Genomic DNA, 20754 nt, shown 5'->3' on the forward strand with positions numbered 1-20754 from the left:
TCGTGCGGCGCGAAGTGTTCGGGCCAGTGGTGTCGGTGACCAGATTCACCGATGAGGCGCAGGTGCTGGGCTGGGCCAACGACTCGGACTACGGCCTGGCGTCATCGGTATGGACCGCCGACGTCGGTCGTGCGCATCGCCTGTCGGCGCGCTTGCAGTACGGCTGCACCTGGGTGAACACGCATTTCATGCTGGTCAGCGAGATGCCCCATGGCGGGCAGAAGCTGTCCGGGTATGGCAAGGACATGTCGATGTATGGGCTGGAGGACTACACCGTCGTGCGGCATGTGATGTTCAAGCATTAAAAACCATCGCCAGCAGGCTGGCTCCCACAATTTGGCTGTGGGAGCCAGCCTGCTGGCGATGGCATCACCGCAAATCCCCAGCCTTGCGCTAAAGCGTCCTCTGGCTATTGCCAATCCCCTTGGCAATGTCGATCCCCCAGTCCATCGCCGCTTCCATGTCCAGCATATGCGGCTTGGGATCGTGGTTTTCGTCGATGGCCGTGCCATCCGGTCGGTAGACTCCGATGAACATGCCCAGGGAGCCGTCCTTCAGTATCTCGGCCTTGACCTTGATGCTGCATCCGTTCGAAAGCGTCTCCTTGTGCTCCAGATGGCGCTCAGTCATTGCGGTTTTCCTCCCGTGGCAGTTTTGGACCTATCGGCAATGCTAGCTCAGGCGCCTGCACAGCGCCGGTAAAGACGCCCTGACAGCGGCGCAATGCCACCTATACTACAGGCCACCTCCCCCCCAAGGGGCTGCGCATCCAACAATAAAAAGCAGAGGTGGAACATGGTCTGGCAGCAAATCTACGATCCGTTCAACAACCCGGTGCTTTCGACCCTCATGGCCGCCGTGCCGGTGGTGGTAATGCTCGCAGCCCTGGCGTTCTTCCATGTCAAGGCACACCTGGCGGCACTGATGGCCCTGGCCTCGGCCCTGGTGATCGCGATTTTCGCCTTTGATATGCCCGCCGGCATGGCCGGGTCGGCTGCGCTGTACGGTGCCGCAAACGGCTTGCTGCCGATCGGCTGGATTGTGTTGAACATCATTTTCCTGCACCGGCTGACGACCGAGAACGGCTCGTTCAAAGTGTTGCAGGACTCCCTGGCACGGATCACCGACGATCGTCGCCTGCAATTGCTGCTGATCGCCTTCTGCTTCGGCGCCTTCTTCGAGGGCGCGGCGGGGTTCGGTACACCGGTGGCGGTGACCGGAGCGATCCTCATTGGCCTGGGCTTCTCACCGCTGGCCGCCTCGGGCCTGGCGCTGATCGCCAACACCGCCCCCGTGGCCTTCGGTGCCCTGGGCACGCCGATCATCACCCTGGCCAAGGTCACAGGGCTGGATGAAATGGAGCTGTCGATGATGGTCGGTCGGCAACTGCCGTTCTTCTCGGTGATCGTGCCGTTCTGGCTGATCTGGGCCTTTGCCGGCTGGCGCAAGATGCTGGAAATCTGGCCGGCGATCCTGATTGCCGGGGTCAGTTTTGCCATTCCGCAGTTCGTCGTGTCCAACTATCACGGGCCGATGCTGGTGGACGTGATCGCCGCGCTGATTTCCATGGCCTGCCTGACAGGATTCCTGAAAGTGTGGAAACCGGCCACGGTGCACACCTCCGCCGCCCTGTCCGGGCGCGTCGACAACTCGGCGATCGCCGAGGAACACGACGAAAAACCGGTCGCCAGTGCGGCCTTTGCCAGCGACGCCAAGCCCGCGGTGATGCGCGCCTGGATGCCGTGGATCATCCTCACCGTCTTCGTGTTCGCCTGGGGCACCCAGGGCTTCAAGAACATGTTCGACACCCGCCCCGCGATCGATCCGGCCACCAGCACGGCGAAACTGGATCCCCAGGGTAAACCGCTGCGCGAGGCCAACCCGATTTTCGCCCCGACCCTGACCTTCACCACGATTCACCAGCAGATCGAAAAGGTTCCGCCCGTGGTGCCTGCGCCGAAAACCGAAGAAGCGATCTACAAGTTCACCTGGTTCACCAGCACCGGCACCGGCATCCTGCTGTCGGCGATCCTCGGCGGGCTGTTGATGGGCTACTCCATCCCGCAACTGATTCACCAATACCTGCGAACACTGTGGGTGGTGCGCTACTCGTTGATCACCATTACCGCGATGCTGGCCCTGGGGTTCCTCACCCGCTACTCGGGGCTGGACGCGACCATGGGCCTGGCCTTTGCCGCGACCGGGATTTTCTATCCGATGTTCGGCACCCTGCTGGGCTGGCTCGGCGTGGCCCTGACCGGCTCGGACACCGCGTCCAACGTGCTGTTCGGCGGTTTGCAGAAGGTGACCGCCGAGCAACTGGGGCTCAGCCCGGTGTTGATGGCCGCCGCCAACAGTTCCGGCGGGGTGATGGGCAAGATGGTCGACGCCCAGTCGATCGTGGTCGCCTCCACCGCCACCCGCTGGTACGGCCATGAAGGGGAAATCCTGCGTTATGTGTTTTTCCACTCGATCGTCCTGGCGATCCTGGTCGGTGGCCTGGTGACATTGCAGGCCTATGTCGCGCCGTTCAGTCATATGGTGGTGGGCGGCCACTGATCGGCACAGCCCGGGTTGCTCGCGCAACTCTGTTGAAAATCCCGGGCACTGGCCCTAATGCTGTCCACTGTAGGAGCGAGCTTGCTCGCGATGGTCGTCAACGATAACGCGTGTTTGCGGGCTAAACGCGGCGCTGTTGAGTTCATCGCGAGCAAGCTCGCTCCTACAATATGAACAGCAATACGGGCACTGGCCCGGGCTTTCATGAACGGAGTATCGTAAAACGACTATGAACATTCTTTACGATGAACGCGTTGATGGCGCGTTGCCAATGGTCGACAAGAGCGCGCTGTTGCAGGCCTTGCGCACGCAGCTGCCCGATCTGGAGATCCTGCACCAGCAGGAAGAACTCAAGCCATACGAATGCGACGGGCTCAGCGCCTACCGCACCACGCCGATGCTGGTGGTGCTGCCGCGGGACATTGCCCAGGTCCAGGGCGTGTTGCGCCTATGTCATGAGCGCCGGGTAGCGGTCGTCGCCCGGGGCGCCGGCACCGGGCTGTCCGGCGGCGCCTTGCCCCTGGAAAAAGGCGTGCTGCTGGTGATGGCCCGCTTCAACCAGATCCTGCAGATCGACCCCGCCGCCCGCACCGCCAGGGTTCAACCTGGGGTGCGCAACCTGGCGATTTCCCAGGCCGCCGCACCGTTCGACCTGTACTACGCGCCCGACCCTTCTTCGCAAATTGCCTGCTCCATCGGCGGTAACGTCGCCGAAAACGCCGGCGGCGTGCATTGCCTGAAATACGGCCTGACCGTGCATAACCTGCTCAAGGTGGACATCCTTACCGTCGACGGCGAACACCTGACCCTGGGCTCCGACGCCCTGGACTCGCCTGGCCTGGACCTGCTGGCCTTGTTCACCGGCTCCGAAGGCATGCTCGGGGTGATCACCGAGGTCACGGTCAAGCTGCTGCCCAAACCGCAGTCGGCCAAGGTGCTGTTGGCGGCGTTCGACTCCGTGGAAAAGGCCGGTCGCGCCGTCGGCGACATCATTGCCGCCGGCATCATTCCCGGTGGCCTGGAGATGATGGACAACTTGGCCATCCGCGCCGCCGAAGACTTCATCCACGCCGGTTACCCGGTGGAGGCCGAAGCCATCCTTTTGTGCGAACTCGACGGCGTCGAAGCCGACGTGCGTGACGATTGCGACCGCGTGCGCCAGGTGTTGCAACAGGCTGGCGCCACCGAAGTGCGCCAGGCCAAGGATGAGGCCGAGCGCGTGCGCTTCTGGGCCGGGCGCAAGAACGCCTTTCCGGCGGTGGGCCGATTGTCGCCGGATTACTACTGCATGGACGGCACCATCCCGCGCCGCGAGCTGCCCGGTGTGCTCAAGGCCATCGCCAGCCTTTCGGCCGAGTACGGCCTGCGGGTGGCCAACGTGTTCCATGCCGGCGACGGCAACATGCACCCGCTGATCCTGTTCGATGCCAATACGCCTGGCGAACTGAACCGCGCCGAAGCCCTGGGTGGGAAGATCCTCGAGCTGTGCGTGAAGGTCGGCGGCAGCATTACCGGTGAGCACGGCGTCGGCCGGGAAAAGATCAACCAGATGTGCGCGCAGTTCAACAGCGATGAGTTGACCCTGTTCCACGCGGTCAAGGCGGCGTTCGACCCCGGCGGCCTGCTCAATCCTGGCAAGAACATACCGACCCTGCACCGCTGCGCCGAGTTTGGCGCCATGCATGTGCACGCAGGCCAACTGCCCTTCCCTGACCTGGAGCGCTTCTGATGCAGGAAACTGCCGATCTCGATGACAGCAGCGCGCTGCAGGAGCAGGTCAACCAGGCGTTGGCGAACGCCACGCCGCTGCGCATCCAGGGGGCCAATACCAAGGCGTTCCTGGGACGGGTGACGGCGGGCGAAATACTCGATACACGATCGCACCGGGGCATTGTCAGCTACGACCCGACGGAGCTTGTAATCACTGTGCGCTGCGGCACGCCACTGGCGGAACTGGCGAAGGTGCTGGACGCCGCGCAGCAGATGTTGCCCTGCGAACCGCCCTCCTTTGGCGACGATGCCACCGTCGGCGGCATGATCGCCTGCGGGCTGTCGGGGCCGCGTCGGCCGTGGTCGGGGTCGGTCAGGGATTTCGTCCTGGGCACGCGGGTGATCACAGGCCTGGGCAAGCACCTGCGTTTTGGTGGCGAGGTCATGAAAAACGTCGCCGGTTACGACCTGTCGCGCCTGATGGCCGGCAGTTACGGCATCCTCGGCCTGATCACCGAGGTCTCGCTCAAGGTGTTGCCCAAGCCCCGGCAGGCCCTGAGCATCAGCCTGCAAATGAACGCCGAACATGCCCTGCTACGCCTGGCGGAATGGGGCCAGCAACCGCTGCCGATCAGCGCTGCGTGTCATGACGGTGAACGCCTGCATCTGCGGTTGGAGGGTGGCGAAGGTTCGGTGGCGGCGGCCCATGACCGCCTGGGCGGCGAGTTGCTCGACGCTTCGTATTGGACCGATCTCAACGAACAACGCCTGGCCTTCTTCGATGAAGACCAGCCCCTGTGGCGCCTGTCCGTGCCCAACAACACGCCACGGCTGTCCCTGCCCGGCCGGCAATTGATCGACTGGGGCGGCGCTCAGCGCTGGCTCAAGTCCGACGCCGAGGCAAAGTTCATTCGCCAGGTCGTCGAAGAGGCTGGCGGGCACGTCACCTGCTACAGCCACGGGCTCACGGACACGCCCTTCCAGCCGCTGCCCGACGCATTGATGCGCTACCACAAGAGCCTCAAGCAGCAACTCGACCCCCAGGGCATCTTCAACCCCGGACGTCTGTACGCGGAGTTATGAATCATGCAGACCACCTTGAGCGAACGCGCCCGCCAATTGCCCCGCGCCGAGGAAGCCGACAGCATCCTGCGCACCTGTGTGCATTGCGGTTTCTGCAACGCCACCTGCCCGACCTATCAGTTACTCGGCGATGAACTGGATGGCCCGCGCGGGCGCATCTACCTGATCAAGCAGGTGCTGGAAGGCAACGAGGTGACGCAGAAGACCCAGCAACACCTGGATCGCTGCTTGTCGTGCCGCAACTGCGAAACCACCTGCCCTTCGGGGGTCGATTACCACAACTTGCTGGACATCGGCCGGGCCGTTGTCGATGCGGCGGTACCGCGTCCGCTCGGTCAGCGTCTGTTGCGCGAAGGGCTGCGCACGCTGGTACCGCATCCGGACCTGTTCAAGCGCCTGGTCAACAGCGGCCAGGTGTTTCGCGCGCTGCTGCCCGGCGCGCTGCAAAGCAAGCTGCCGCGCAACCTGCCGGTGACCAAGCAGCGCCCCGCCGTGCGCCATGCCCGCCAGGTGCTGATGCTCGAAGGTTGCGTGCAGCCCGGCCTGTCGCCCAATACCAACGTCGCCGCCGCCAGGGTCCTGGACCGCCTGGGCATCAGCGTCATGCCGGCCCGCGAGGCCGGCTGTTGCGGCGCCGTGGACTATCACCTGGACGCCCAGGCCGCCGGCCTCGATCGCGCCCGGCACAACATCGATGCCTGGTGGCCGGGCATTGAACAAGGCGCCGAGGCCATCGTGCAAACGGCCAGCGGTTGCGGCGCGTTCATCAAGGATTACGGGCATCTGCTGGAGCGCGACCCGGTCTATGCCGACAAGGCCAGGAAGGTCAGCGCGCTGGCCAAGGACCTGGTGGAGGTGTTGCGCGCCGAACCGCTGGAACAGCTGGGCATCCATAACGCCCATCGCGTTGCCTTCCATTGCCCCTGCACCTTGCAGCACGCGCAAAAACTCGGTGGCGCGGTCGAAAAGGTACTGATGCGTCTGGGCTTCAACCTCACCACAGTACCGGACGGCCATTTGTGCTGCGGTTCGGCGGGCACTTATTCGCTGACCCAGCCGGAACTGGCCCGGCAACTGCGCGACAACAAGATGAATGCCCTGGAAAGCGGCTACCCCGAAGTCATCGTCACCGCCAACATCGGCTGTCAGTCGCACCTCGACGGCGCGGGCCGTACCCCCGTCCGGCACTGGATCGAACTGGTCGAAGCCGCCCTGTCCCAATAGCGCCCAATGGAGAATGCCCATGAACAGCAAAGCCGTCCTGAGCCAGGCCGAAGTCAGCCGGATACTCGCCGCCGCCCGCACCGAAGCCCAGGACAATCAATGGCCAGTGACCATTGTGGTGGTCGACGACGGCGGTCATCCCCTGGCCCTCGAACGCCTCGATGGCGCCTCGCCCATCAGTGCCTACATCGCCACCGAAAAAGCCCGCACCTCGGCCCTGGGGCGGCGGGAATCCAAAGGCTATGAAGAGATGGTCAATGGCGGGCGCACGGCCTTTCTCTCGGCCCCGCTGCTGACCTCACTGGAAGGCGGGGTGCCGATCACGGTCGACGGCCAGGTGGTCGGTGCGGTCGGGGTGTCCGGGGTCAAGGCCGAGCAGGATGCGCAGGTGGCGAAGGCCGGGGCGCAGAGTTTGTAATTTGGCATGCCCCCCTGTAGGAGCGAGCTTGCTCGCGACGGAGGTCAACGATGACGCGGGGAGCCTGACAGCCCGCGGTGCTCTCAGGTTTTTCGCGAGCAAGCTCGCTCCTACAAGGTTCGCGTTCTATTGGATGAAGAGGAAGCGCCTATATGACACGTCTCACTGCAAAAGACTTTTCCCCACAGCTGTTGGAACTCTACGATTACTACGCCCATGGCCTGATCAACCGGCGCGAGTTTCTCGACCGCGCCGCGCTGTTCACCCTGGGTGGCTTGACCGCCAGTGCACTGCTGGCGTCCCTGAGCCCGGACTACGCCCTGGCCGAACAGGTCGAATTCACCGACCCGGACATCATTGCCGAGTACGTCCAATATCCCTCACCCAAGGGCCACGGGCAGGTTCGTGCCTATCTGGTGCGTCCGGCAAAAGCCGCCGGCAAGCCCCCTGCGGTGGTGGTCGTGCATGAAAACCGTGGGCTCAATCCTTACATCGAAGACGTCGCGCGACGCCTGGCCAAGGCCGGTTTCGTCGCCCTCGCCCCGGATGGCCTGAGCTCGGTGGGCGGCTACCCCGGCAACGACGACAAGGGCCGTGCGCTGCAGGAGAAGGTCGACCCGCAAAAGCTCATGAACGACTTCTTTGCTGCCGTCGAGTGGATGATGAAACACCCCGACGCCAGTGGCAAAGTCGGCATCACCGGTTTCTGTTATGGCGGTGGAGTCACCAATGCGGCCGCCGTGGCTTACCCGGAACTGGGCGCCGCGGTGTCGTTCTACGGTCGGCAAGCGGACGCCAAGGATGTACCGCGGATCAAGGCGCCGGTGATGCTGCACTACGGTGAGCTGGATACGCGCATCAACGAAGGCTGGCCCGCCTATGAACAGGCGTTGAAGGCCGGGGGCAAGACCTACGAAGCGTACATTTATCCCGGCGCCAATCACGGTTTTCACAACGACTCCACGCCGCGCTATGACGAGGCGGCGGCGAAGCTGGCGTGGGAGCGGACGTTGGGGTGGTTTCACAAATACCTGGGGTAAGCCGGAGCCACCCTCCCTTGTAGGAGCCCGGCTTGCCGGCGAAGGCGATCTCACGGACGCCATCGCCGGCAGGCCAGCTCCCACAAAGGCCGGGGTTATTTCGGTTGCGGTACCGTGCGCAGATACGGTTTCAGGGTCTTGAAGCCGTCCGGGTATTTCTTCTTCGCATCCTCGTCGGACACCGACGTCGGAATGATCACGTCTTCCCCCGGCCGCCAGTTCACCGGCGTGGCGACGGTGTGCTTGGCGTTGAGCTGCAACGAGTCAAGCAAACGCAGCACTTCATCGAAATTACGCCCGGCGCTCATCGGGTAGATCAGCATCGCCTTGATCTTCTTGTCCGGGCCGACCAGGAACACCGAGCGCACCGTGGCATTGTCCACCGCGGTGCGCGTGCCGCCGCTGGCATTGGGGTGGATCATGTCGTAGAGCTTGGCCACGACCAGGTTTTCGTCGCCGATCAGCGGGTAGTTGACGGCACTGCCCTGGGTTTCTTCGATGTCACCCACCCATTTCTCGTGATCACTGACCGGGTCGATGCTCAGGCCGAGGATCTTGGTGTTGCGCTTGTCGAACTCCGGCTTGAGTTTGGCCAGATAACCCAGTTCGGTGGTGCACACCGGGGTGAAATCCTTGGGATGCGAAAACAGGATGGCCCAGCCATCACCGATCCATTGGTGGAAGTTGAGCGTGCCTTCGGTGGTTTGTGCCGTGAAATCCGGCGCTTCATCGCCTATGCGGATTGCCATGTTCGATCTCCTTGCAGTGATGGTCAGGGGACGCTGTCGCAGCGCGGGTGAGCGTTGGCGACGGCATTGAAAATGGGTGCCTTGCCTGTTGACGCGACTCAGTATAGGAGACGATTGCCGATCGATCAGCCGCCCAGCGCAATGATCGCGGCGATCAGCGCGGCGCCGAGGACGGCCAGGGCAACCCCGCCCTGCCACGGCCTGGCACCGGCGTAGCGGGCGAGGATCCAGCCCGCCAGGAACAGCACCAGGATGCCGATGGCGTTGGACAAGCGCACCGCCAGCGCCGTCTGATCGAGGAGCAGGAAGGGCACCACCAGCGGGAAGGTCGCCACCACTACCAACAGGAACACGCCCAGCGCGCCCTTGAAGTCATCCAGGCCCAGCGCCGGCTGCAGCGGCGTGGCGGGTGCCTGGATCAGGCGCTGGCGTAACGCTTCCAGGCCTTCGGCGCCGGCGGCCAGGGCAATCCGTGGCGGCAGCGCATCGGCGATCAGCGCCTGCCCAGCGCTGGCATCGCGACCCTCGCGCAAACCGCTGAACAAGTTGCGGTTGCGCGTGCGCTCGATGACCGTGCGCAGCAGATACATCACCGCGTCCGCCAGGCCCCACGCCAGGTTGCAGCCCAGCGCGGCGATCATCATCGTGCGTTCTTCCTCCTGATTGGCGGTGGCCACACTGATCGTTCCAGTGAACGTCATGGCCATGAGCAGGCCGAAAATCACTTCGGTGACCCGGTCGACCGGATCGAGTACGCGGGCGCGTTTCTGTTGAGCGTTTTCGTGCATGGTTACCCCACCAGGGCGATCAGTTGATGACGTTGTGCATCGGTCAGCATCGGGCCGAAACCGGCGCTGGCGTTTTCCGCCATGTAGCGCGGGTTGCCGGTGCCAGGGATGACGCAGGTCACCGCGGAATGTGACAAGAGGAATTTGAGTGCCAAAGGCGGCCAGGTCTTGACCCCGACTTGTGCGGCCCAGCCGGGCAAGGGTTTGCCCTGCAACCGCGCGATCAGGCCACCGCCGCCGAACGGCCGGTTGCAGATCACCGCGACGCCGCGGTCGCGGCACAACGGCAGGATGCGCTTCTCCACCGCGCGATCATCCAGCGCATAGTTGATCTGCAAAAAATCCAGTGGCTCGGCCTTGAGCAGCGCCTCCACTTCGTCATAGGCCGACGCGGTGTAATGGCTGATACCGATGTAGCGAATGCGACCTGCCTCCTTCCACTCGCGCAGGGTCGGCAGATGGGTTTGCCAATCCAGCAGGTTGTGGATCTGCATCAGGTCGATACGATCGGTCTGCAGCAGCTTGAAGGATTGCTCCATCTGCGCGATGCCTTCTTCGCGGCCCCGGGTCCACACCTTGGTCGCCAGGAATGCCGGCGAGCGTGGCTCGTGAATCGACAGCAGCTCGCCGGTGGTCTGCTCGGCGCGGCCGTACATCGGCGAGCTGTCGATGACCTTGCCGCCCTTTTCGAACAAGGCGTCAAGCACCGCGGACAAGCTGCGGTAGGCAGGGTCCGAAGGCGCCACGTCGAAGCCGCGATAGGTGCCCAGGCCGACGGCGGGCAATGGCTCTTTGCTGGAAGGAATGACGCGGGTCATCATGGTCTTGCCTCCTGTTCCCGCCGCTGGCGAGGTTGACGCGCCGCTCGGGCCGAGCGTGAAGACCGCCGATGCGGCGGCAGCCAGCGTGAGTATTTGCCTGCGGGTAAAACCTTGGCCATGGCTCATGACGTTTCCCTCCCCGGTGGTGCTGCGTCGGCCATTCGCGCCTGGCGCCTGGCCAGCCACAGGCACAACCCGCCCCATACGCCCGCGAACGGCACGACCGCCAGCGCGACCAGGCCGAAGCCTGCGCCCAGGGCTGTCAACCCGGCCGACAACCAGCCACTGGCGGCATCACCTCCACGATAGACCAGGGTTTCGATCACGTTCTTGGCCTTGTACTTCTCTTCCCGGCTGACCACCGTCCACAGCACTTCCCGCGCCGGCCGCACGATGCCGAACTCCACCGCGCGGCGCAGCCCCTGGGCCAGGGCCACGCTGGCCGGCACCGGCGCCAGGGCCATGACGCTAAACGCCACGACGGTCGCCAGGGGCATGACCAGCAGCGCGCCGCCGATGCCCAGCAGACGAATCACCGGCGCCGTCAGCAGCAACTGGCAGATCAGGGTCAGCGCCGACACCAGCAAATCGACCAGGGCGAAGAATTGCGTCCTGCTGCCTACATCAGCGTAGCTGCCAGTGACGATCCGTCCCTGCTCGAAATACAACAAAGTCGCAGCGCTGGTGTGCAGCAGCATGAAGGCCACCAGCCCCAACAGATACGGCGAACGCAGGATGAGAGTGATCCCGGCGAGCATGCTGCCGCCCAGGCGCCGTTCGTCCAAAAGGTGATGACCCGCCTGCGCTTGCGTCCTCGCCAGCAGCCCCCGATAGCAACGAACCGCCAGCTCCAGCAGCAGCGCCGCAGCGACGGTCAACGCCAGCGGGCCCAGACGAGTGGCCATGGTCGCCGCCAGCAAGGGCCCGATGAAAGTGCCAAGGGTTCCGCCGGCCGCGATGCAGCCAAACAGCCGTCGGCCTTGCTCGCTGGAGAAGCGATCGACCAGCACGCTCCAGAAAATCGAGACGATGAACAGGTTGTAGAGGCTGATCCAGACAAAAAACACCTGGCCGACCGTCACCGGCGCGACGCGGTTGCCGATCAACAGGCCAAACACCAGCATCGACACGGCAATCGTGCGGTAGATCAACGGCACGAAGCGCGTGGCCGGCAGCCGCGACGCCAGCGCGCCAAACACCGGCACCATCAGCAGCATCACCACGAACGTGGCGGTGAACAACCACTGCAACCGGTCGACGCCGCCTTCGAGGCCCAGGGCATCGCGCAACGGCCGTACCAGGTAATAGCTGGCCAGCACGCAGAAGTGGAAGGCGAAACCCAGGGCCAGGGCTGCTCTTTCCGCAGGCTTTACGTTGAGCCACTTGAGCGCGATGGGCATCGGTGCCCTCCTTTACCGCCAGCTACACTCTGACAGCACCACGGAGCCGTCAATGACCACTAACGTTAGCCGAATGTCCCGTACCCTGGTGTTCCTCGTCGTCATCGCCCCTGCGCTGTACCTGGCGCTCTGCGCGGCCCTGTTCGTCTTCCAGCGCGCGCTCATCTACTACCCGCAACCCCGGGCCGTCGACTCACCCGACACGCTGCTGACCTTGCCCGTGGACGAGGCGCAGGTGCTGGTGTCGGTGCGCGCGCATGACGGCCCCAAGGCACTGATCTACTTCGGTGGCAATGCCGAGGACGTCTCGCGCAGCCTGCCGGACTTCGCCCGGGCCTTCCCCGACCATGCCCTGTATCTGCTGCATTACCGTGGCTACGGCGGCAGCTCCGGGTCACCTTCGGAAGAGGCGATTGCCCACGATGCCATGGCCCTGTTCGACAAGGTCTATGCCGACCACCCGCAGATTGCCGTGGTCGGACGCAGCCTGGGTTCGGGGGTCGCGGTGCGCCTGGCCAGTTCTCGGCCGGCGGCGAAACTGCTGCTGATCACGCCGTACAACAGCCTGGAGGAACTGGCCGAGCGGCAGTTCCGTTGGTTTCCGGTGAAGTGGCTATTGAAGGATAAATACGAATCCTGGCGCTACGCCGAACATATCGCCGTGCCAACACGCCTGATCGCCGCCGAACACGACGAAGTGATTCCAGGCGCAAGCACCCGGCGCCTCTACAGCCATTTCCCCGCGGGCGTGGCAACGCTGCAGGTAATTGCGGGCACCGGGCACAATTCGATCAGCAACAGCCCGGAATACCTCGAGGCGCTGGAGGATGGTTTGTAGGCGCTGGCTTGCAAGCGATGAGGCCAGCGCAATATTCAAGGACGCCTTCGCCGGCAAGCCGGCTCCTACAGGTCCGCGGCGACCAAAGACCAACGCCCTGCGCAAACCACTGTAGGAGCTGGCTTGCCAGCGAAGAGTCCCGAAAGGCCAGCGCAATATTCAAGGACGCCTGCGCCGGCAAGCCGGCTCCTACAGGTCCGCGGCGACCACGGACCAACGCCCTGCGCAAACCATAGGAGCTGGCTTGCCAGCGAAGAGGCCCGAAAGCCCGCTGCAATATTCGAGGACGCCATCGCCGGCAAGCCGGGCTCCTACAGGTCCGCGGCAACCACGGACCAACGCCCTGCGCAAACCACTGTAGGAGCTGGCTTGCCAGCGAAGAGTCCCGAAAGGCCAGCGCAATATTCAAGGACGCCTTCGCCGGCAAGCCGGCTCCTACAGGGCCGCGGCGACCACGGACCAACGCCCTGCGCAAACCATTGTAGGAGCTGGCTTGCCAGCGAAGAGTCCCGAAAGGCCAGCGCAATATTCAAGGACGCCTTCGCCGGCAAGCCGGCTCCTACAGGTCCGCGGCAACCACGGACCAAACCCCTGCGCAAATCATTGTAGGAGCTGGCTTGCCAGCGAAGAGTCCCGAAAGGCCAGCGCAATATTCAAGGACGCCTTCGCCGGCAAGCCGGCTCCTACAGGTCCGCGGCGACCACGGACCAACGCCCTGCGCAAACCATTGTAGGAGCTGGCTTGCCAGCGAAGGGGCCCGAAAGGCCAGCGCAATATTCAGGGACGCCTTCGCCGGCAAGCCGGCTCCTACAGGGCCGCGGCGACCACAGACCAACGCCCTGCGCAAACCACTGTAGGAGCTGGCTTGCCAGCGAAGAGTCCCGAAAGGCCAGCGCAATGTTCAAGGACGCCTTCGCCGGCAAGCCGGCTCCTACAGGTCCGCGGCAACCACGGACCAACGCCCTGCGCAAACCATTGTAGGAGCTGGCTTGCCAGCGAAGGGGCCCGAAAGGCCAGCGCAATATTCAAGGGGGCCTTCGCCGGCAAGCCGGCTCCTACAGGTCCGCGGCAGCCACGGACCAACGCCCTGCGCAAACCATTGTAGAAGCTGGCTTGCCAGCGAAGAGTCCCGAAAGGCCAGCGCAATATTCAAGGACGCCTTCGCCGGCAAGCCGGCTCCTACAGGTCCGCGGCGACCACGGACCAAACCCCTGCGCAAAACATTGTAGGAGCTGGCTTGCCAGCGAAGGGGCCCGAACGGTCAATGCAGTACTTAAGGTCGCCTTCTGGAAGGTCACTGACCTTGCAGCTCGCTCATCTGCATCTGCGCCTTGAGAAACCCCATCAACTCAGCCGCGGCCGGCGACAGGCTGTGGCCCTTGCGGCACAGGATGCCGATCTGGCGTTCCACCCTGGGCTCCGCCAAGGGTAAAAATACAAGCTGCTCGTTGCCCTGGGGAAACGCCAGGGACGGCAGCGTGGTGATGCCGATGCCCTGCTCGAGCATCGCGATAAGCGAAATCATGTTGGAGACGAACAACAGGCTACTGTCGAGCAAGCCCTCCGCCTCCGTGCCCGCCAGCAGGCGCGAGGTGCCGTTGCGTACCAGCGGATAGGCTTGCAGGCTGGACCAGTGCAGCGCCCCGACGTTGGCCACCAGCGGATGATCATGCCGGCAGACCACCCCGACGCGGTCGCTGAGAATCGGCACGAACTCGATGTTGTCATCCGCCACCCATACGCTGCTGATGGCGAAGTCCACCTGCCCCTGGACCAATAGCTGCTGCACGCTGTCGGCGTTGCCGTCCTGGATGCTGATCTGCATTTTCGGATGCTCGCTGACAAACCGTGCGAGCAGGTGCGGCAGCAAGCGGCTGGCCACCGATGGCACCGTGGCGATGCTCACCTGACCGATTTCGTGCCGCGCCAACAGGCTGACTTCCCTGGCGATGCGATCGTGATGGGCGAGCAAATCCTGGAACAGCGGCAAACAGTGCGCGCCAAACGGCGTCAGCTCAGTCTTACCGCCCTTTTCGAACAGCGGCTGGCCGAGCTTCTGCTCCAGCTCGCGCACCGCCAACGACAACGCCGGTTGCGTGCGATAAGCCTGCCGGGCCGCGCCGTGGAAGCTTTTCAGCTGGGCGACCAGGACGAAATAACGCAGTTGAGTGATCTTAAGCTCGGGCAACACGGTTAGTTTTCCTTATCATTTCATATTTATTATTAATTTTTATTTGCAGAGTAATACTCTCAAGATGGGACCAACGCAATCGGAGGTTCCCATGGCACTGCAACCCTGCAAAAACTACATTGGCGGCAACTGGTGCGAAGGCCCGGATCTAATCGCCAACCACAGCCCTTCGGACGTCGAAGACCTGATCGGGCACTACCATCAGGCCAGCGCCGAACAGACCCTGGACGCCATCGCGGCCGCCTGTGACGCCCAGCCGCAATGGGCGGCCAGCGGCCTGGAACAGCGCCAGCAAATCCTCATGGCCATCGGCAACGAGCTGATCGCGCGCAAGGACGAACTCGGCGCACTGCTCTCACGCGAAGAAGGCAAGCCACTGGCCGAAGGCATTGGCGAAGTCCATCGCAGCGCGCAATTCTTCCACTACTACGCCGCCGAAGTGTTGCGCCAGATGGGCGAGACGGCTGCCTCGGTTCGCCCGGGAATCGACATCGAAGTCCATCGCGAACCAGTGGGCGTGGTCGGCATCATCACCCCGTGGAACTTCCCCATGGCCACCGCCGCGTGGAAGATCGCCCCGGCCCTGGCCTTCGGTAACGCCGTGGTGTTCAAGCCGGCCAACCTGGTGCCTGCCAGCGCCTGGGCGCTGACCGAAATCATCAGCCGCCAGCCCCTGCCCCCGGGCACCTTCAACCTGGTGATGGGCAGCGGCAGCGTGGTCGGCGAAAGCCTGATCCAGTCGGCCGATATCGATGCGCTGACGTTCACCGGCTCACTGCAGACCGGTCGCCGCGTCGCGGTGGCCACCGCCGGCAACCTGGTGCGCTGCCAACTGGAGATGGGCAGCAAGAACGCCCTGGTGGTGCTCGACGATGCCGACCTCGACATCGCCGTGGAATGCGCACTGAACGGTGCCTTCTTCGGTACCGGGCAAAAGTGCACCGCCTCATCGCGCCTGATCGTCTGCGACGGCATCCATGACCGTTTTGTCGAGGCATTGGTCGCGCGCATGCGCCAGTTGAAGGTCGGCCATGCCCTTGAAAAAGGTGTGCAGATCGGCCCGGTCGCCGAGGCCCGCCAACTGGAACAGAACCTTCATTACCTGAACCTGGCCAAGGAAGATGGCGCCACCCTGGTCGAAGGCGGCGAGTTGCTCGCCCTGGAACCGGCCGGGCACTACATGCGCCCCGCGCTGTTCATCAATACCACCAACCAGATGCGCATCAACCGCGAAGAAGTGTTCGGGCCGATTGCCTGCGTGATCCGCGTGAGCGACTTCGAGCAAGCCCTGGCGGTGTTGAACGACACCGAATACGGCCTGACCGCCGGGATCATCACCCAGTCGCTGCGTCATGCCAGCGACTTCAAGCGCCGCGCCCGCACCGGTTGCGTGATGGTCAACCTGCCCACCGCCGGCACCGACTACCACGTACCGTTCGGCGGCCGCAAAGCCTCCAGCTTCGGCCCGCGCGAGCAAGGGCAATACGCCCGCGAGTTCTACACCGTGGTCAAGACCACCTACGTGCGACCTTGAACGGGAGATCACCATGCACGACTTATTGATGATCGATGGCCTGCAGTACTCCAACTGGAACGAAGAGATCTTCCGCCAGATGCAGGCTGGCGGCCTGAGCGCGGTCCACGCCACCATCGCCTATCACGAAAACGCCCGGGAAACCCTGTCGCGCATTGGCGAATGGAACCGCCGGTTCGAAACCTGGCCCGAGCTGATTCGTCCGGTGCGCGAGGCCTCGGACATTCGCCTGGCGCATCAGGAAGGCCGCGTCGGGATTTTCTTCGGCTTCCAGAACTGCTCGCCCATCGAAGACGACATCAGCCTGGTCGAGGTCTTCCGTCAGCTCGGCGTGTTGATCATGCAGCTGACCTATAACAACCAGAGCCTGCTGGCCAGCGGCTGTTATGAAACCGAAGACAACGGCATCAGCCGCTTCGGCCGCCAGGTCATCCGCGAGATGAACCGCGTCGGCATGCTCATCGACATGTCCCACAGCGCCGAACGCAGCACCCTGGAAGCCATCGAACTGTCGAGCCGGCCGGTGATCGTCTCCCACGCCAACCCGTCGAGCTTCCATGCCGCCAAGCGCAACAAGTCCAACGCCGTGCTGCGCGGGATTGCCGAGTCCGGCGGCCTGCTCGGTTTCAGCACCTACCCGTTCCACCTCAAGGGTGCGTCGGGCTGCAGCCTGGAATCGTTCTGCGACATGGTCGCCAGCACGGCCGAACTGATGGGCGTGGAGCACATCGGCATCGGCACCGACCTGTGCCAGCAACAACCCCTGCAAGTGCTCGAATGGATGCGCAACGGGCGCTGGAGCAAGGACAAGGACTACGGCGAAGGCTCGAAGGACAACGCCCACTGGCCGTCACCGCTGCAATGGTTCCGCGACAGCCGGGATTTCCCGGTCATCGCCCAGGGCCTGCGCGACCGTGGCTTCGCCGAGGACGAGGTACGCAACATCATGGGACTCAACTGGTTGCGCCTGCTGGAAAACGCGACCACCGCGCAAAACTGACCCCGATCCAAACCGTGAGGACAGCATGAAAAATAACAACAATAACCTCCCGTTCATCTCCCCGACCGGCGATGCGCAGCCCTTGGCGCGTATTTTGGAGGCATCATGAAAACCACAACCGCACTGCAAGCTGACGGCCAGGCGCCGGCAGCCACGACGCCGAAAAAAGACATCGACTGGCCGCTGTTCCTGATCAGTGGCGGCTTTCTTGGCGCCTTCCTGATCGCCGCGCTGGTCGACATCGAGGGTGTGTCGCTGCTGGTCAACACGCTGTTCGCCTGGTCGACGAAATTCTTCGGCCTGTACTGGCAGGTCCTGATGCTGGCGACTTTTGCCATGAGCCTGTTCATCTGCTTCAGCAAGTGCGGGCGCGTCAGGCTCGGCGGCGTTGATCAGCGCCCCGACACCAGCACCTTCAACTGGATCGCGGTGATCATGTGCGCCCTGCTCGCCGGTGGCGGTGCCTTCTGGGCGGCGGCGGAACCGATGATGCACTTCGCCAGCCCGCCACCGCTGTTCGCCGGGGTGCAAGCGCACACCGAGGCCGCCGGGCACGCTGCGCTCGCGCAATCATTCGTGCACTGGGGCTTCCTGGCCTGGGCGGTATTGGGCAGCCTGCTGGCCATCGTGTTGATGCATCTGCACTACGACAAGGGTTTGCCCCTGGCACCACGCACCCTGCTCTATCCACTGTTCGGCGAGCGCGCGATCAAGGGGCCGATCGGCACCCTGGCCGACGCCACCTCGATCATCGCCGTGGTCGCCGGCACCATCGGCCCGATCGGCTTCCTCGGCCTGCAGATCAGCAGCGCGTTGCACTCGGTGTGGGGCATTCCCAATGACCTGGTGGTGCAGTCGATCACCATCGTGCTGGTCACGGTGATGTACACCATCTCCTGCCTGGTCGGGCTCGAGGGCATCCGCTTCGTCAGCGGGATCAACGTCTGGCTGATGATCGGCCTGGCCGTGTTCATGGTGCTGCTCGGGCCCACCGCGTTCATCCTCGGCGGATTCCCCACGGCCTTTGCCCTGCACATCGAACAGTTCATCCCGATGACCCTGTTCCGTGCCGATCCGAAATGGCTGGACTGGTGGACGGTGTTCTACTGGGGCTGGTTCATCGGTTACGCGCCGATGGTGGCGCTGTACGTGGCGAAGATTTCCCGGGGCCGGACCATCCGCGAAGTGATCATGACCCTGTCGATCATCGCCCCGCTGGTGACCATGTTCTGGTTCACCATTGTCGGCGGTGCCGGCATCGGCATGGAATTGCAAACCCCGGGCATCGTCACCGCCCATGGTGCGCAACCGGAAGACCTGCTGTTGGGCGTGACCCAGAACCTGCCATGGGGTGGGTTGATCTCGGCGCTGTTCCTGTTCCTGAGCTTCATTTCGGTGGCGACCAATGGCGACGCCATGGCCTTTACCGTGGCGATGGCCATGTCCGCAAACGACAAGCCCAAGGCATGGCTGCGCGCCTTCTGGGCGATCGGCATGGGCCTGGCCGCCGTGGTGCTGATCACCATCGGCTCGGGCGGGGTCACGGCGCTGCAATCCTTTATCGTAATTACCGCCGTACCGGTTTCGCTGCTGATCCTGCCGTCGCTCTGGGATGCCCTGCGCATCGCCCGGCAGATGGCGCGCGAACAGGCAGTCTGATGATGAACAGTCCAGGAATCGCAATGATGTCGCACACCGACACAGACACCTCTTCGGCCTTGCGCCCTGCCGCCCGGGTCATGGACCTGGAACGGCTGGGCAGTCACTTCCAGAGCCGCCTGAGTTTCGTGCGCAGCAGCATGCGCAAAATGATGAACGAGCAGTGGCGCATCGAACGCACCCGCTTCGATCTCGACGCCGAGGGCTTCGGCACCGCGATCTACCGCATCGACACCGGCAGTGCGCACTATCACTGCGTGATTTTCTCGATGTACCTGCCGCCGGAAAAGCGTAGTGACCGGGTCATCGCCGATCAATGGGACGTCAGCTTCGTACTGCTGGCCGGCGATGTCGATGATCAGCAGCTGAGCGACTTGCGGCGCAACGTGCCGTTGCAGGAAGCCGGGCGTTTCGATGCGCGGGTGCTGGTGCTGTCACGGGCCAACCGCAGCCTGCGCAACTTCGAGCGCTTCCTCGGGGCGCTGGCCGAAGGTTGCCAGCCAGACCCACGGCAACTGGCCGAAGTCGGCTACCTGTATCGCACCACCGCCGTGTACGGTAACGGCAAGTTCGGCATCGCCGACTTCAACTGCCTGCAGGGCAATGCCGACTTCACCCAACCGTTCAGCGCGCAGATGTTCACCGTGTACCTGCTGCGACATTTCAGCATCGAGCAGATCGAGCACATGGCCCGGGCGCGAAATCCGCAACGAGCGGTCGGGCTGGACATCGAACTGCAACGTTACCTGGGGGTCGGCAACTCCACGGGGTTGGGCATGGCGCCCTTCCTGATCAATCACCCGCAACTGGTCGACAAATGGGTCTGTGCCCGGGAAACCGCACTGGCGCGGGTTTTGGCACAACCGGCCGACCTGCCCCGGGTGCAGCGTTTCCAGGCGCTGTTGCAGCGGGCTCGCCAGCACCTGCAACAGACCAGCACCGAGGACCAACGGCAAAGTGGCATCGACCGGCAGACCCTGGCCGACCTCGATCAATTGAGCCCATGGTTCGCCGCTCAACCCGTCAGCGCCGACCTGTGGTCTCGCCTGCAGGATTGGGCCGAGCTGAACGCCGGCTTGGGTTGCCAGGAATTGCTGGTCAGCCTGCTGCTGGAGCTGTACCCCGAACAGGTCGACCCGCTGGTCGAACAGATGTCGGTCAACGAGGGCTTTCGGCTCAATGCCGAGATGCCGCTGGACGCGCTGTGCAGCCTGATCGAGACCCGCTACCGCTGGGCCCTCGACTACGACCTGAAAGGGGCCGAGGCCAATCACTTCTTCTGGTATCGCTCGGCGGAAAAGGAAGAACCGCGCCTGGGGGAACGCGCCCTGGAACCTGGCGCGGAAAAGGAAATGCAGCTGGGCATCGCCCACAACATCCAGCGGTGTCACCGCGCCTTGCTGGCTTACCGCGAACAGCATCCGCAGCAATTGACCGCGCATTTCCTGCTCGCGCAGCCGTCGTTCAAGGGCACCGTGTGCCGGTTGCAGGGCATGACCCGCTGCGCCTTCGGGGAAATTCGCGCCAACCTGATGGATCGCAACATGCTGCCGATCCACCTGCTGCGTTGCAAGCTGGCGTTCTTCGGCGCTGGCAAGTTCGACCCCAAGTCCAGCCGCTGGGTGCGCATCACCTTGTTCCAGGGGGCGCCGCTGGTCAGTGAGATCGGCCAGCCGTTCGCCGATGACTGGAATTTCGCGGTGATGCCGACACTGGCCACCGTTGCCGGAGAACACTGAT

Annotated in this window: 18 protein-coding genes; 12 read left to right on the forward strand and 6 right to left on the reverse strand. The window is 63.7% G+C overall.

Annotated elements, in window-relative coordinates:
* The coding region (locus SOP85_RS26255) for an aldehyde dehydrogenase family protein (RefSeq protein ID WP_323626758.1) at positions 1-305 on the forward strand (305 nt) is incomplete at its 5' end.
* A gap of 88 nt (positions 306-393) precedes the next feature.
* On the opposite strand, the gene SOP85_RS26260 is transcribed toward SOP85_RS26255, so the two are convergent.
* The gene (locus SOP85_RS26260) at positions 394-630 is read right to left on the reverse strand and encodes a hypothetical protein (protein ID WP_046818795.1); all 237 of its coding nucleotides are present in this window, start codon (positions 628-630) and stop codon (positions 394-396) included.
* Between the two features lie 165 nt (positions 631-795).
* Here SOP85_RS26260 and SOP85_RS26265 point away from each other — a divergent pair, with 165 nt between their 5' ends.
* From SOP85_RS26265 to yghX, 6 genes are all read left to right on the forward strand, one after another.
* A complete protein-coding gene (locus SOP85_RS26265) occupies positions 796-2559 on the forward strand; it encodes an L-lactate permease (RefSeq protein WP_323628726.1) in 1764 nt (587 codons plus the stop codon).
* Positions 2560-2788: 229 nt separating this feature from the next.
* A complete protein-coding gene (glcD, locus tag SOP85_RS26270) occupies positions 2789-4288 on the forward strand; it encodes a glycolate oxidase subunit GlcD (protein WP_323628727.1) in 1500 nt (499 codons plus the stop codon).
* A complete protein-coding gene (gene glcE, locus SOP85_RS26275; protein ID WP_323628728.1) occupies positions 4288-5352 on the forward strand; it encodes a glycolate oxidase subunit GlcE in 1065 nt (354 codons plus the stop codon). Before glcD ends, glcE begins: the two co-directional genes overlap by 1 nt.
* 3 nt (positions 5353-5355) lie before the next feature.
* Positions 5356-6576 (forward strand): glycolate oxidase subunit GlcF, encoded by a 1221-nt coding sequence (gene glcF, locus SOP85_RS26280; RefSeq protein WP_274077955.1) that lies wholly within the window; start codon positions 5356-5358, stop codon positions 6574-6576.
* Positions 6577-6595: 19 nt separating this feature from the next.
* Positions 6596-6994 carry a heme-binding protein gene (locus SOP85_RS26285; RefSeq protein ID WP_323628729.1) on the forward strand — a complete coding sequence of 133 codons (399 nt, stop codon included), beginning with the start codon at positions 6596-6598 and terminating at the stop codon, positions 6992-6994.
* A 152-nt stretch (positions 6995-7146) separates the two neighbouring features.
* Positions 7147-8034: a YghX family hydrolase gene (gene yghX / locus SOP85_RS26290; RefSeq protein WP_323628730.1), complete on the forward strand. Its 888-nt coding sequence runs from the start codon at positions 7147-7149 to the stop codon at positions 8032-8034.
* Between the two features lie 95 nt (positions 8035-8129).
* On the opposite strand, the gene SOP85_RS26295 is transcribed toward yghX, so the two are convergent.
* The 4 genes from SOP85_RS26295 to SOP85_RS26310 all read right to left on the reverse strand — a co-directional run bounded on the left by SOP85_RS26295 (position 8130) and on the right by SOP85_RS26310 (position 11792).
* On the reverse strand, positions 8130-8783 hold the full coding sequence (locus SOP85_RS26295; protein ID WP_323608550.1) for a peroxiredoxin: 654 nt from the start codon (positions 8781-8783) through the stop codon (positions 8130-8132).
* Between the two features lie 125 nt (positions 8784-8908).
* A complete protein-coding gene (locus tag SOP85_RS26300; RefSeq protein ID WP_274077951.1) occupies positions 8909-9571 on the reverse strand; it encodes a hypothetical protein in 663 nt (220 codons plus the stop codon).
* 2 nt (positions 9572-9573) lie between these two features.
* Complete coding sequence (locus SOP85_RS26305) at positions 9574-10518, reverse strand: aldo/keto reductase (protein WP_274077950.1); 945 nt, start codon at positions 10516-10518, stop codon at positions 9574-9576.
* Complete coding sequence (locus SOP85_RS26310) at positions 10515-11792, reverse strand: NTP/NDP exchange transporter (RefSeq protein WP_323628731.1); 1278 nt, start codon at positions 11790-11792, stop codon at positions 10515-10517. Before SOP85_RS26310 ends, SOP85_RS26305 begins: the two co-directional genes overlap by 4 nt.
* Before the next feature lie 52 nt (positions 11793-11844).
* Between SOP85_RS26310 and SOP85_RS26315 the strand changes: the two genes are divergently transcribed.
* Positions 11845-12630, forward strand: a complete 786-nt coding sequence (locus SOP85_RS26315) for an alpha/beta hydrolase (RefSeq protein ID WP_323628732.1) — start codon at positions 11845-11847, stop codon at positions 12628-12630.
* A 1294-nt stretch (positions 12631-13924) separates the two neighbouring features.
* Here SOP85_RS26315 and SOP85_RS26320 read toward each other — a convergent pair.
* Complete coding sequence (locus SOP85_RS26320) at positions 13925-14821, reverse strand: LysR family transcriptional regulator (RefSeq protein WP_323628733.1); 897 nt, start codon at positions 14819-14821, stop codon at positions 13925-13927.
* A 91-nt stretch (positions 14822-14912) separates the two neighbouring features.
* On the opposite strand from SOP85_RS26320, the gene SOP85_RS26325 reads away from it, so the two are divergent.
* From SOP85_RS26325 to SOP85_RS26340, 4 genes are all read left to right on the forward strand, one after another.
* On the forward strand, positions 14913-16355 hold the full coding sequence (locus SOP85_RS26325; protein WP_323628734.1) for an aldehyde dehydrogenase family protein: 1443 nt from the start codon (positions 14913-14915) through the stop codon (positions 16353-16355).
* A gap of 13 nt (positions 16356-16368) precedes the next feature.
* Positions 16369-17355: a dipeptidase gene (locus SOP85_RS26330; RefSeq protein ID WP_274077945.1), complete on the forward strand. Its 987-nt coding sequence runs from the start codon at positions 16369-16371 to the stop codon at positions 17353-17355.
* A 105-nt stretch (positions 17356-17460) separates the two neighbouring features.
* Positions 17461-19014, forward strand: coding sequence for a BCCT family transporter (locus SOP85_RS26335; protein WP_274077944.1), 1554 nt, complete (start codon positions 17461-17463; stop codon positions 19012-19014).
* Positions 19015-19037: 23 nt separating this feature from the next.
* The gene (locus SOP85_RS26340) at positions 19038-20753 is read left to right on the forward strand and encodes a hypothetical protein (protein WP_323628735.1); all 1716 of its coding nucleotides are present in this window, start codon (positions 19038-19040) and stop codon (positions 20751-20753) included.
* Position 20754: the final 1 nt, after the last annotated feature.

The sequence above is a fragment of the Pseudomonas sp. YuFO20 genome, assembly GCF_035064975.1.
In the GTDB taxonomy this organism is placed as follows: domain Bacteria; phylum Pseudomonadota; class Gammaproteobacteria; order Pseudomonadales; family Pseudomonadaceae; genus Aquipseudomonas; species Aquipseudomonas putida_AE.